Here is a 12,751-nt window from a genome sequence, read left to right as displayed (position 1 = left end):
CCATGAATAAAAAAGTAAAAATCGGAATATTTTCGTTAGCGGCTTTAGCTGCTGCTTTCTGGGGGATTAATGCGCTGTCATCTTCCTCTTCATCGAGAATCAAACTGGAAACTACTGCTGTAACTTCCGAGCACTTGGCCACTGTAGTTACCGCTACAGGAACCGTTGAGCCTTTGGATGAGATTGAGGTAGGTACCCAAGTATCTGGTCAGGTCAAATCCATTTATGTGGATTATAATTCTGAAGTAAAAAAAGGTCAGCTCCTTGCCGAGTTGGATAAGACACTTTTGATCGAATCGGTTACAAGTGCGCAGGCTAGCTATGCGGCAAGTTTGAATGAACTTCAATATTATACCCAGAATTATAACAGACAAAAGCAAATGTTTGATGAGGGCGTCATCAGTAAACAGGATTTTGAGCAAGCAGAATACCAGTATAACAATTCAAAATCTGTATCCCAACAAAGGGAAACTGCTTTAAAACAAGCAAAAACCAATTTGAGCTATGCCACTATATATTCTCCTATTGATGGAGTAATCTTGACTAAAGATGTCAAAGAAGGCCAAACAGTTGCTGCCAGTTTCAACACTCCAACGTTGTTTACCATTGCCAAAGATCTGACAAAAATGTTGGTTGAAGCAGACGTGGATGAAGCGGATATTGGTGGTGTGGCAGTAGGACAACGGGTTACTTTTACAGTGGATGCCTATCCCAATGAGGAATTTGACGGGATAGTAAAACAAGTAAGACTTGGCGCTACTGTTACTTCAAATGTAGTGACATATACGGTAATTGTGGAAGCTGATAATTCTGCAAACAAATTAAAACCTGGGCTTACTGCCACTATTACGATTTATACCCAGGAGCTCCCCAATACAACCAGTATTAAAGTAAAGGCATTATCATTTGATCCGGATCTCTTGATTCTGGAGCAGTATTATATTCAGGAAGAAATTACAGCTGAAGAAAATTCCATGCCTTCCGGTTCAGATCCAAATCAAAATCCCAATATGGAAAAAGTCTGGCTTAGGGATAAAAATGGTTTGCTACAACCCAAAACAGTTGAGACTGGCATGTCAGATGGAATCCATGTTCAGATTCTTAGTGGATTGGATTTGGGAGATGAAGTCATTACTGATTTGAGCAGGGAAGAGCAGAGGGATGCCTCAGGTCAAGGAGGAAGTCCTTTTATGCCTAAACCACCTTCACAAAACAAAAAGGCAAATTAAAATTAGTCAGCCATGAATGATGTAATTATAAAAATCAAAAACCTCAAGCGCGAATTCAAAATGGGGGAGGAAGTTGTCAGAGCATTAAAAGGAGTCAGTTTGGAGATAAAAAAAGGCGAGTTTGTGACAATAATGGGAACCAGTGGATCAGGAAAATCAACCCTTTTGAATATTTTGGGCTGCTTGGATCAACCATCATCGGGTATTTATGAATTGGATGGAAGCCAGGTAAGGGATTTGTCCAAAGACCAATTGGCAGATATCAGAAATACGAAAATTGGGTTTGTATTTCAGTCTTACAATTTATTGGCAAGAACTTCTGCATTGGAAAATGTGGAATTGCCTCTTATTTATAATCCAAAAGTTTCATCAAAGGAAAGAAAAGAAAGAGCAATTGAAGCATTAAGGATGGTTGGTTTGGAGTCAAGAATGGACCATGTCCCCAGTCAATTGTCAGGAGGCCAACAACAACGTGTTGCAATTGCAAGATCCTTGGTCAATCAGCCAGTGATACTTTTGGCTGATGAGGCTACAGGGAATTTGGATACCAGAACTTCCTATGAGGTAATGGAGCTTTTTCAATCACTCAATGAAAAAGGAATTACTATAGGCTTTGTAACGCATGAAAATGATATAGCAAGATTTAGCAAAAGGACCATTCAATTAAAGGATGGAAATATAATTAGAGACGAAGCAGTCATAGATAGATTGTTTGCCTCTAACGAGTTGAAATTACTTCCCGTAGAGAATTAAATATAAATCGTATGAGCTTAACTAATTTGTTGAAAGTAGCCTGGAGGGCAGTTTTGTTAAACAAAACAAGAACGCTTTTGACCATGCTGGGGATAATTATTGGTGTGGCTTCTGTCATTGCCATGTTGGCAATCGGCGAAGGATCTAAAAAAAGTATCCAGGACAGTATTTCATCCATGGGGGCTAATATGATCAACATCAGGCCAGGTTCTCAGATGTTTGGAGGTGTTATGGACCAGTCCGAAATGCAGTCTCTGAAGCTAAGTGATGCTCAAGCTATTTCGCAAAAAGCAAAAAAAGTGAAATATGTTTCACCCCTGGTAAATGGATCAGGTCAGGCGATTGCGGGTGCAAACAATTGGCCTACTACCATCTATGGGGTATCTCCTGAATACCTTTCCATTAGGGATTGGGATCTGGAGGATGGCGGAATGTTTGCAGATGATGAGGTAAGGTCATCAGCAAAAGTCGCATTGATTGGTAAGACCATCCAGAAAGAACTTTTCCCGGATGGAGAAGATCCAATCGGGAAAATGATCCGGTTTAAAAGTATTCCCTTTCGGATAATTGGTGTCTTGAAAGAGAAAGGTGAGAATACCTTTGGGCAAGATCAGGATGATATTATCCTTGCCCCTTACACCACAGTTCAGAAAAGAATATTGGCTCAGGATTACCTTCAGTCGATTGTGGCCAGCTCCATCAGTGAGCAGGATGCTGATGAAGCAGTAAATGAAATTACAGGCATACTGGAAAATACACATAAAATTCCGCTTACAGAGGATAATGACTTTAATGTGAGCTCCCAGCAGGAAATGTTGAATACCTTCAGTTCCACCAGTGAAATGTTAACGGTTTTATTGGTAGCCATTGCAGGAATTTCTTTATTGGTAGGGGGAATCGGAATTATGAATATCATGTATGTGTCAGTAAAAGAAAGGACAAAAGAAATTGGACTTAGAATGGCAATCGGGGCCAAAAGTCGCTTTATCCTGCTTCAATTTTTGATTGAATCAGTTTTAATTAGTGTGGGAGGAGGATTGCTTGGGGTTCTATTTGGTATTTCAGCTTCCATCTTCGTTGGAAATGCATTAGGCTGGCCAATAGAAATCAGTAGCTTTTCCTTAATCATTTCCTTTGTTGTTTGTACGGTAACTGGAGTGTTTTTTGGCTGGTACCCTGCCAGAAAGGCTGCAGCTTCAGACCCGATCGTTTCCTTGAGATATGAGTAAAAATATCAAGCCATTTAGATCCGAGGTTTCTATACATATCCTTATTTGGATAGTCCTGTTGGCATTGCCGTCTGTTTTTTTCTCAAATTCAGGGTGGAGTTGGCGAGATTTATTTATCAATCCTTGGTACCATCTGCAGTTGCTGGTTTTAGCGGGATTGTTTTATACAAATTATCTCAAACTTGTAGATCAATGGCTTTTCAAAGGTTATAAAATCAAGTTTTGGGTAGTGAATGTACTTTTGGTAGGCTTTATAGTGGTATTAAAGTTCGATGTTTTGATGCCTTTTTTATTTCCTGAGAGAGCAATGGAGATCATTCCGAAAGAGGCACCTCCAATGGAGTTTGTCAAACTGATTGATTTTCTGATAAATATCGTTCCTGTAGTTTTCGCCATAGGTATACTTTCCTCAAGGGAAGTTGCACAGGTTAGGCTGTTGGAGAAGGAAGCTATGAATACCAAACTTCAATCGGATTTGAATTATCTTAAATACCAGCTGCAACCACATTTCTTTTTCAATTCACTGAATAATATTTATTCCTTGGTGGATTTGGATCCCGATAAAGCAAAAGAATCTATTCATTCCCTGAGTAAGTTGATGCGCTATTTATTGAAAAGCAGTGAAAGGGAATTCGTTTCACTGAAAGGAGAAATAGACTTTCTCGAAAAATATATTGAATTGATGGAGATCAGACTGCAGGAGAATGTGAAGGTTCAAGTCACATTCCCACCAGACATTCCAGACATCAAATTGCCTCCGCTATTGTTTATTTCCATTGTTGAAAATGCATTTAAACATGGAGTAAGTGCCAAGGCTGAATCTTATATTTTTTTTGATCTGAAAATCGACTATGGCCATGTTTTTTTTGAAGCAAGAAACTCCAATTTTGCGAAAAACCAACAGGATCTAAGTGGATCGGGAATCGGAATTGAAAATCTAAGAAAGCGGCTTTTTCTCTTATATGGAGATCATTTTACCTACTTTAATGGAGTTGAAAACGACCAGTATGTAGCCAGGTTAATGCTGAAAATCGATTTGGAACAATGAGAGCAATCAACTGTTTGATAGTAGATGATGAGCCTATGGCGCTAAATCTGCTGGAGTCGTACATTAAGAAGACAGGATTTCTTAATCTCAAGAAGTCCTGTAAGAATGGCTTTGAGGTAATTGACTTTCTGCATAGTGATCCGGAAGTAGATATCTTGTTTTTGGATATTCAAATGCCGGAATTGACAGGAATTGATCTATCCAAAATTCTTCCTGAAAATATATGGATCGTGTTTACTACCGCTTTTGAGCAATACGCTTTGGAAGGTTATAAGGTAAATGCGGTTGATTATCTCCTGAAACCTTTTAATTATTCTGAGTTTCTTTCTGCCGTAACCAAAGCAAAAGACCTAATCTACAAATTGGAAAAAACGGCTGAAGAGGACTCAAAACCTCTTGTCTCCAAAGAACTATCACTTTTTGTCAAATCTGATTATAAGCACATCCGTATTTTTCTGAATGAAATTAGGTATTTCGAAGGGATGAAGGATTATGTAAAAATTCATCTTGTAGATAAGATTTTGCCAATCATTACCTTGATTTCATTGAAAAAACTGGAGGAAGAATTACCCTCCGATATGTTTATGAGGGTCCATCGATCTTTTATTGTCAACCTCCAAATGATCCGGGAAGTTGAACGCCATCAGATTATTTTTGGAGATCAGAGGATTACCGTGGCTCCTCAATTCCGGGAAAAGTTTGATCTGTTTTTGGATGGTAATTCGTTTTGACCCTATTCTTAATGCCCGTAGCTTTCCTTTTCAAGGTGTAACTTCATAAAGAATACTAAAAACAGGTGTGACTTCAGATATAATCGTTTTGCCATGAAGCTGATAGCTAAGTCTCTATTTCAATATTGGATTTTCTATTAAATCCCCATTGGTTTTTGTTGGTGGTCAAACGTTTGCCCTGATTATATCAGGTCTTTTTTAATATATTGTTTTTGATTTATCTATGAAGATGAATAATTATAGTATTGGAAATATAATGGTTAACGGAAAGGAAATTCATGCATTTTTTTCAGGAATTAAGAAATAGGTGTAATTATAAAAATCATGTTTCCAGGAAGTGGTTTAACTGAAGTGATGATTTGAATTTTACAGTTCATAGGAGATAATTTAATACAGCAAATCAACTAGTAAAAATGTATAACAAACGATTAATTTTCAGTCTTTTAGTAGTATTAAGTATAATTTTTACATCATGTGAAGAGGTTAAAGCTCCTGAGCCGTATGGGCCGGTACCAAACGAGAACCAGATGAATTGGCAGGAGATGGAATATTATGGATTTATCCATTTTTCAGTCAATACTTACACCGATATGTCATGGGGATTCGGCAATGAAGATCCCGCCATCTTCAACCCGGAAAATCTGGACGTGCGCCAATGGGCAAGAATTGCAAAAGAGGCTGGAATGAGCGGATTGATTTTGACGGCAAAGCACCATAGTGGTTTTTGCCTTTGGCCATCTGAATACACCGATTATGATATGACAGCCTCACCGTACAAAGACGGAAAAGGCGATATCGTACGTGAACTGGCAGATGCATGTAAGGAGTATGGCTTGAAATTCGGAGTTTACCTTTCTCCCTGGGACAGAAATTTTGCAGATTATGGAAAGCCGGAATACATCACTTATTTCAGAAACCAACTGACCGAGCTCCTTACCAATTATGGGGATATTTTTGAGATTTGGTTTGATGGGGCCAATGGTGGTTCTGGCTATTATGGAGGCGCAAATGAAACCAGAAAAATAGACAGGACTACTTATTACGATTGGGGGAATACCTATAAGCTGGTACGCGAGCTTCAGCCGAATATTGTCATTTGGAATGATGGCGGAAAACGTGCCGATCTCCGTTGGGTAGGTACAGAATCAGGTTATGTAGGAGAGACCAACTGGAGTTTGCTGGACTCACTCGGAGATGTGCCTGAGGAAATGTTGCGACATGGGGTGGAAAACGGTAATGCATGGGTTCCAGGGGAAGTCAATACTTCCATCCGTCCGGAGTGGTTTTATCATGTCCGAGAGGATTCCAAAGTGAAAACTTTACCTGAGTTGATGGATACTTATTACAATTCCATCGGGAGAAACGGCACCTTGCTGCTCAATTTCGCGATCATGCCAAACGGTTTGATTCATGAGACAGACGAAAAAAACGTGCTGGCTTTTGCCCAGGCCGTCAAGGAAGTATTTGACGAGGACCTTGCCATAAATGCCAGTGCTGAGGCGACCAATGTAAGAGGAGGAAGTAATAAATATGATGCCTCCAAGGCTTTAGATGGGGATAAGTTTACTTATTGGGCTACTGATGATGGGGTAAAATCAGCTTCATTGACAATTACTTTTGATGAGCCGACCACATTTAACCGCTTCATGGCCCAGGAATACATTCCACTGGGTCAGCGCGTCAAGTCATTTACCATAGAAGCGATGGTGGGTGGGGAATGGAAGGAATTGGACAGCCAGACTACGATTGGCTATAAGAGAATCCTTCAGTTCCCGACCGTAGAAGCTACCCAGCTTCGATTTACCATCACAGATTCCAAAAGCAATCCCATTATTTCCAACATTGGAGTGTTCAATGCGCCTCAGATTTTGACGTCTCCCGGGTATTATCCGGGAACAGTCGGGTGATATACGAATCATTCCAGCAGATGAGGAATCCACGATTTACTACACCTTGGACGGATCTGTTCCCACTACAAATTCCCAGGCATACACAGGCTTGATTTCTACAGGCGAAGGCAAAGTGGAAGTGGCTGCAATGAGCTATGATCCAACTACGCAGAAAAGCAGTCCAGTGACAGCCGAAAGCTTCGATATTTCAAGAAAAGACTGGAAAGTAGTAAGTGATTTGGATGGGAATGTAGCCCAGGTCATCGATGGAGATCCAAATACTTATTGGCACCATGCAGAGGATAAACAGCTACCTGTGGATATTGTGATAGACCTGGGTAAAGAGGAAGAACTTATCGGGTTCAGGTATCTGCCAGATCAAAGACTATGGTCCAGTGGAATTATCACTGAATATGAATTCTACATATCTCTTGACAGCAAAAATTGGAAGAGTGTGAGCCAGGGGGAATTTTCCAATATCAATAACAACCCGCTTTGGCAAAGCAAGGAATTCGCACCTGTACAGGCTAGATATATTAAGCTTACTGCATTAAAGAATACCCAGAATAACAATTCAGCGGGCTATGCTGAAATAGACGTTATGACTAAGTAAAAATATGGAAGAGTATGTTCTAACTGGTAAAACTACAGATAAATTTTATGAAGTGAAATCATCGATGGACTCGATTCTTCCAAAGGTGAAAACTTTCATAAATGCATCAGGTCGGATTGCCCAAATTGATTAATGTATATTAAATTTCAGTTAATTCTTCTTCGTATGAAATCCACACTTTCCTTACTTTTCATTTTGATGTATTTCTCTGGATGCACTATAGAAAACCCAGAAGTCCCAAAGAACAGTATTAGTTATGAGCTGTATCAGGCCAGTGATTTTGATTTTTCAGGCGTGTTGACTGTAAACGAGCTTGCGGATGGCTTATTGGAGTTTGTAATTCAACTGGATGGTACCAAAGGAAACGGACAAACGGAATATTTGACTCACTTGCATTTTGGATCCTATAATTCTCCTGATACACCTATCGCTTTGGTTCTTCAACCTGTCAACAGTGCCAGTTTGAAAAGCACGACTATTTTGAGTGAATTGTCAGACGGTTCAGAGCTTACTTATGAAAAAATACAATCTTTTTCAGGTCATGTAAAAATTCATTTGGACAAAGAGGGACCTGACTATGAAGTGATCCTGGCTGCCGGAAATATTGGTTTGTCTCAGGTTGAAAATAGTTTATTTGATAAGGAGGCAATAACACTATGTTCCAAATTGTTTTAGTGCAACTCTAATTATATAATAAACTTATTATTTATATATTTTTCTTTTGTTATCGGGATTCCGTTGTTTATTTTTGTGACGAAATGAAAATCCTGATACATACTTTTATGTGTTTCACTTTGCTGCTCAATAGCATGGTGTATTCTGTGATTCAGGGTAGTTATGAGCTTAATAAGGCGTATATTATTGAAAATTTTTGTGTCAATAAGGATAAGCCTATGATGAACTGTGATGGTAAATGCTATCTGGCTGAGAAATTGAAAGCTCAAAAAGAAAAACAAGAAACCAACTCTACATACAAATTCACGGCAGATTTTGGGGTTTATATTCCAATGAAAAGCTGTGAAATGATAGACATTTCGCCCTCAACAATTGTTTTGAGGCATATTTCCTTTTACATCGAGCCTTTTATTTTTCAGTTGATCCGTGAAGTGATCAAGCCACCAAAGGTCTAATATTTCTATCCTATATTGATCTATGCCTATTTCATTCCTGCAATAGTTATCTACTACTGCCTAAAGGTTAGTTGTTCATTGTATAAATGTAGGCTCTTAGATTAACTTTACTTCTATTTATTGATCCTATAGGTATACTTTATTTCTGGATTACTAGGAGAAAACACCATACATAAATATATAATTTATGTAGATGGAATAAGTATGTCTTATTTAAATTAGCTAATGTTATTTATTATACAATGACATTCAATTAGCTTTTAATAGTGGGTTTCCTTTGATGAGTTTGCGTTTTACAAGCTGAAGGAAATGGTGGCTTTCAAACTACCTCCTTGGGAATGTGATGCTAAGTGCTCCTTACATGCATAATGACCGATTTAGTACGATCGATGAGATTTTGGATCATTACTCAGATGGAGTTCAGAATGTATCCACGACCAGTGATTTAGTTTACAAAAAGGAAGGAAAAGCAAGTATTCCCCTTTCCCAATCAGACAAGGCTGCCTTCACAGCCTTTATCCACAGTTTGACAGATCATGATTTTATCCATGAAAAAGCTTGGTCTGTCTCATATTAAAATATGAAAAATATGAAATCTAATTTTCTCAAATTGAAAATAGGGGCCCTAATGGGCTTGATAGTAATTTTGGTAAGTGCATGTATAGAGGATGACCCGGGACCGGACCTGCAAAAGACCGGTGAGTTTTCCATTGAATTTGACAATATTGTAGGGGAGGAGACCTTTGGTTTAACTCCCCGCGAATACACCAATTCAAAGGGTGAAAAATTCTCCATTCGCATCCTTCAATACTTTATTAGCAACATCAGGCTTTATACCGAGACAGGGGAAGAGTATGTAGTACCACAGGAGGAAAGCTACTTTTTGATACAGGCGGAGAATAGGGACACCAGATTTACCAAAGTAACTGTACCGGAAGGAGATTATACGAGGATTTCCTTTGTACTCGGAGTAGATAGTCTGAGAAATACCATGCCTGTGGAGGATCGTCCGGGGGTCCTTTCATTTGACCCGTCACAGGGACATGGAGGAGGAGGGATGTATTGGGGATGGAACAGCGGTTATATTATCCTGAAATTCGAAGGTAACTGTGGACTGATCTCGGATGACCAGCAAGGAGATCCCACGGGAAACAAGCAGTTTAAATATCATATAGGCGGTTTTGGAGGTTACAGCGCACCCACTTTGAACAACATCAAGGAAATCACATTAGATCTAAATACCGGAGGGATTTGCCAGGTTCGGGAAGGCCTGAGAAGCAATGTCCATCTCTTCGTAGATATTATGAAGATTTTTGACGGGCAGCATACTTTTAGTATTAATGAGCACCCCAATGTCATGTTCAGTGATTACAGCTCAAATATCGCCAACAATTTCCTGGAGATGTTTACCCATGACCACACAGAGAATTTCAGTAAAGGAGAGGACGGATTGTAAATGCAGTTGCCAAATAAAATAAGGTACATCAGATCGACTCTGCCCATTACTATTGGTTTCTTGGCAGTGTTTACAGCCTGTCACTCTGAGGAGGGTGAACCTGCCCCTTTTAGGGGCTTTGTTCAGCCTGATGGATTTCCTGAGACATCCTATGATTTCTCGCGAAATGAAGTCACCCAAGAAGGGTTTGAGTTAGGGAAAAAGCTGTTTTTTGAACCACGACTTTCTAGAAACAATATCATATCCTGTGGCAGTTGTCATATCCAGACGGCAGCTTTCACCCATCATGGGCACGATGTGAGTCATGGTATTGACGACCAATTAGGGATCCGTAATCCCATGCCGATCATGAATATGGCCTGGAATGAAGAGTTCTTTTGGGATGGAGGAGTGTTTGATCTGGATCTTGCAGCGATCAATGCGATCACCAGTCCGGTGGAAATGGACGAAAATGTGCCCAATGTACTACGCAAGCTAAGAGAACACCCGGAATATCCTGCCTTGTTTAAAAAGGCTTTTGGTAGCGAGGAGATCACCGATGCCCGGTTTTTCAAAGCATTATCCCAGTACATGTTGATGGCGGTAAGTGGCAATGCTGAATATGATAAAATCCGTGGAAAAGAGGCAGGACATTCCTTTAACGAAGAGGAATTGGCCGGATATCAATTCTTTCAAAATAACTGCTCCAGTTGCCATGCAGAGCCACTTTTGACAGATAAAACTTATCGCAATAATGGACTGACTCCCAATCATGTGGATGACCAGGGGAGATTTGATGTGACTTTGAATAAAGATGACCGCTACAAATTCAAAGTGCCTAGCCTGAGAAACTGGCAATACACTGGCCCCTACATGCATGATGGAAGGTTTCTGACTTTAGATAGGGTAATCGAGCATTACAGGAATGGGATGTTAGATTCGGAAACGTTGGACCCGGTTTTCAGGAATGAGGATGGGACAATAGGAGTAAAAATGACTGAGGAAGAAAAAGAAAATCTGATTGCCTTCCTGAAAACTTTGAACGACAGTGACTTCGTCAGCGATCCATTGCTGGCCGAGCCGATCATCAATAGTTCTTACACAAAATGAAAAAATTAGTAACGATTTTATTGCTCGCGCTGATTCCTGCAGTTTCTTGGGCTTGTGATATCTGTGGCTGCGGAGTGGGCAGTTATTATCTGGGGATTTTACCCGACTTCAGCGATAAGTTCGTCGGTATCCGGTATCAGTCCAAATCACTGACCACGCACTTAGGTCCAATTGGGAACCGAACACCCTTGACATCGGATGAGACGTACCAAAGTATAGAAGTCTGGGGAGCCTGGAATTTTGGGAACAGATGGAGAATCATGACCATTTTACCCTATAATTTCAATATCAGGGAACTGGAGCAGGGGGAGGTGACTGGGAAGAAAGAAGGTATGGGGGATGCCTTGGCTATGCTGAATTATAAGCTCTTTGAAAATAGGATCACAACAGCTGATTCCAAGTTTTTGGCACACTCGCTGTGGCTGGGGGCCGGAGTTAAAGCTCCCACCGGTAAATATGAGGATGGGGAGCAACTTATGCCGGATTCCCCCAATAACTTTCAGTTGGGATCAGGAAGTACAGATTTTATGGTCAATGCTGCCTATGATGTCCGATTGATGGATGTAGGGCTTAATCTCAATACAAGCTATAAAATCAATACAGAAAACCAGTATGATTACCGCTATGGAAATAAATTAACCGGCAATTTACTGGTGTATTACAAATTCAATGTCCAGGAGAAAATCCGCATAGCGCCCAATGTGGGGCTCCTGTATGAGACCCAGCCTCAGGATAAATTATACAACCAATACGATGTCTATCAATCCGGGGGAAATCTTCTTAGCAATGTACTGGGTGTTGAGATCAACATGGGCCAGTTTTCCATTGGAGCAAACTATCAAATGCCCATGAGCCAAAACCTGGCAAATGACCGTGCTTTTGCAGGAAATCGTCTGATGACGCACGTTTCCTTTAATCTGAAGAAAAAAGAAAAAATGAAATCCGAAGTTTTTGAATTTTAAATCTTATGAAAAATAAACCATCACTCAATCTGCTAGTCCCTCTTTTTGTGGCAATTGTTACTGTTAGCTTCTCCTGTCATACTGAGAAATCTGAAGATGAGATGAAAATGGCCGAATTAAAAGCCGAAGTTATCAGAGTTCATGATGATGCGATGGCAAAGATGGGCCAATTAAGCAAGCTCAAATCGAAGTTGGTTTCCAAGATGGAAACTATGGGAAATCAGGATTCCCTGAATCATATCAAACAGACGGTTATTCAGATTACAGCTGCCGATGAGGCCATGATGGACTGGATGAGGAATTTCAGTAAGAATTTTCCAGCCGGGTTTCTAATTGGGGAGATGAATCAAGCTACTGTGGATTGAGATGACAAAAATGACAGGGAATGAATTGCGATAAAAATTGTTTTGACGACTTGCTGGCTTTGTAATTTTATTGAAGACATACTGCTAAATTCCTACATCTGTCCAGATCGTAACTTACTTGCCTTACGAATTATAGGGTGGTGAAAAGCTATTCATAATCGTTAAAATCAATTCAATTTCGAAAAAAGGTAGTATCCCATTAAGTCTGTAAGTGTAGGAAAGTTATTCTGGAATTTTTCTTCATGATGTCAAAAAAA

General features: G+C 39.9%; 14 protein-coding genes. All 14 read left to right on the top strand.

Features of this window, described 5'->3' with window-relative positions; genetic code table 11:
* Positions 1-2: 2 nt before the first annotated feature.
* Positions 3-1,229 carry an efflux RND transporter periplasmic adaptor subunit gene (locus AACZ73_RS21190; RefSeq protein ID WP_339880840.1) on the top strand — a complete coding sequence of 409 codons (1,227 nt, stop codon included), beginning with the start codon at positions 3-5 and terminating at the stop codon, positions 1,227-1,229.
* A gap of 12 nt (positions 1,230-1,241) precedes the next feature.
* Positions 1,242-1,982: an ABC transporter ATP-binding protein gene (locus AACZ73_RS21185; RefSeq protein ID WP_339880839.1), complete on the top strand. Its 741-nt coding sequence runs from the start codon at positions 1,242-1,244 to the stop codon at positions 1,980-1,982.
* Positions 1,983-1,993: 11 nt separating this feature from the next.
* Positions 1,994-3,211, top strand: a complete 1,218-nt coding sequence (locus AACZ73_RS21180) for an ABC transporter permease (RefSeq protein WP_339880838.1) — start codon at positions 1,994-1,996, stop codon at positions 3,209-3,211.
* A complete protein-coding gene (locus AACZ73_RS21175; protein WP_339880837.1) occupies positions 3,204-4,259 on the top strand; it encodes a histidine kinase in 1,056 nt (351 codons plus the stop codon). The genes AACZ73_RS21180 and AACZ73_RS21175 overlap by 8 nt, the downstream gene beginning before the upstream one ends.
* Entirely contained in the window at positions 4,256-4,990 is a 735-nt protein-coding gene (locus tag AACZ73_RS21170; protein WP_339880836.1) for a LytTR family DNA-binding domain-containing protein, read from the top strand. The genes AACZ73_RS21175 and AACZ73_RS21170 overlap by 4 nt, the downstream gene beginning before the upstream one ends.
* 527 nt (positions 4,991-5,517) lie before the next feature.
* A complete protein-coding gene (locus AACZ73_RS21165) occupies positions 5,518-6,897 on the top strand; it encodes an alpha-L-fucosidase (RefSeq protein ID WP_339880835.1) in 1,380 nt (459 codons plus the stop codon).
* A gap of 46 nt (positions 6,898-6,943) precedes the next feature.
* Positions 6,944-7,492, top strand: a complete 549-nt coding sequence (locus tag AACZ73_RS21160) for a discoidin domain-containing protein (protein ID WP_339880834.1) — start codon at positions 6,944-6,946, stop codon at positions 7,490-7,492.
* A 165-nt stretch (positions 7,493-7,657) separates the two neighbouring features.
* Complete coding sequence (locus AACZ73_RS21155) at positions 7,658-8,167, top strand: hypothetical protein (RefSeq protein ID WP_339880833.1); 510 nt, start codon at positions 7,658-7,660, stop codon at positions 8,165-8,167.
* Between the two features lie 83 nt (positions 8,168-8,250).
* Positions 8,251-8,622, top strand: a complete 372-nt coding sequence (locus AACZ73_RS21150) for a hypothetical protein (RefSeq protein WP_339880832.1) — start codon at positions 8,251-8,253, stop codon at positions 8,620-8,622.
* Between the two features lie 361 nt (positions 8,623-8,983).
* The gene (locus AACZ73_RS21145; RefSeq protein ID WP_339880831.1) at positions 8,984-9,199 is read left to right on the top strand and encodes a hypothetical protein; all 216 of its coding nucleotides are present in this window, start codon (positions 8,984-8,986) and stop codon (positions 9,197-9,199) included.
* A gap of 12 nt (positions 9,200-9,211) precedes the next feature.
* On the top strand, positions 9,212-10,078 hold the full coding sequence (locus AACZ73_RS21140) for an MbnP family protein (RefSeq protein WP_339880830.1): 867 nt from the start codon (positions 9,212-9,214) through the stop codon (positions 10,076-10,078).
* 66 nt (positions 10,079-10,144) lie between these two features.
* Positions 10,145-11,167, top strand: a complete 1,023-nt coding sequence (locus AACZ73_RS21135) for a cytochrome c peroxidase (RefSeq protein ID WP_339880900.1) — start codon at positions 10,145-10,147, stop codon at positions 11,165-11,167.
* Positions 11,164-12,129 carry a hypothetical protein gene (locus tag AACZ73_RS21130; protein ID WP_339880829.1) on the top strand — a complete coding sequence of 322 codons (966 nt, stop codon included), beginning with the start codon at positions 11,164-11,166 and terminating at the stop codon, positions 12,127-12,129. Before AACZ73_RS21135 ends, AACZ73_RS21130 begins: the two co-directional genes overlap by 4 nt.
* A gap of 5 nt (positions 12,130-12,134) precedes the next feature.
* Positions 12,135-12,494: a hypothetical protein gene (locus AACZ73_RS21125; protein WP_339880828.1), complete on the top strand. Its 360-nt coding sequence runs from the start codon at positions 12,135-12,137 to the stop codon at positions 12,492-12,494.
* The last annotated feature ends 257 nt before the right edge of the window (positions 12,495-12,751 follow it).

This window comes from uncultured Algoriphagus sp., assembly GCF_963974835.1.
In the GTDB taxonomy this organism is placed as follows: Bacteria; Bacteroidota; Bacteroidia; order Cytophagales; family Cyclobacteriaceae; genus Algoriphagus.
The sequence above is the reverse complement of the archived record's forward strand: the minus strand, read 5'-3'. Positions and strand labels throughout refer to the sequence as shown.

Excerpts from the sequence above, each read along its gene's own strand:
- AACZ73_RS21190 (WP_339880840.1), top strand. The coding sequence starts at position 3 with ATGAATAAAAAAGTAAAAATCGGAATATTTTCGTTAGCGGCTTTAGCT.
- AACZ73_RS21185 (WP_339880839.1), top strand. The coding sequence starts at position 1,242 with ATGAATGATGTAATTATAAAAATCAAAAACCTCAAGCGCGAATTCAAA.
- AACZ73_RS21180 (WP_339880838.1), top strand. The coding sequence starts at position 1,994 with ATGAGCTTAACTAATTTGTTGAAAGTAGCCTGGAGGGCAGTTTTGTTA.
- AACZ73_RS21175 (WP_339880837.1), top strand. The coding sequence starts at position 3,204 with ATGAGTAAAAATATCAAGCCATTTAGATCCGAGGTTTCTATACATATC.
- AACZ73_RS21170 (WP_339880836.1), top strand. The coding sequence starts at position 4,256 with ATGAGAGCAATCAACTGTTTGATAGTAGATGATGAGCCTATGGCGCTA.
- AACZ73_RS21165 (WP_339880835.1), top strand. The coding sequence starts at position 5,518 with ATGAATTGGCAGGAGATGGAATATTATGGATTTATCCATTTTTCAGTC.
- AACZ73_RS21155 (WP_339880833.1), top strand. The coding sequence starts at position 7,658 with ATGAAATCCACACTTTCCTTACTTTTCATTTTGATGTATTTCTCTGGA.
- AACZ73_RS21150 (WP_339880832.1), top strand. The coding sequence starts at position 8,251 with ATGAAAATCCTGATACATACTTTTATGTGTTTCACTTTGCTGCTCAAT.
- AACZ73_RS21145 (WP_339880831.1), top strand. The coding sequence starts at position 8,984 with ATGCATAATGACCGATTTAGTACGATCGATGAGATTTTGGATCATTAC.
- AACZ73_RS21140 (WP_339880830.1), top strand. The coding sequence starts at position 9,212 with ATGAAATCTAATTTTCTCAAATTGAAAATAGGGGCCCTAATGGGCTTG.
- AACZ73_RS21130 (WP_339880829.1), top strand. The coding sequence starts at position 11,164 with ATGAAAAAATTAGTAACGATTTTATTGCTCGCGCTGATTCCTGCAGTT.
- AACZ73_RS21125 (WP_339880828.1), top strand. The coding sequence starts at position 12,135 with ATGAAAAATAAACCATCACTCAATCTGCTAGTCCCTCTTTTTGTGGCA.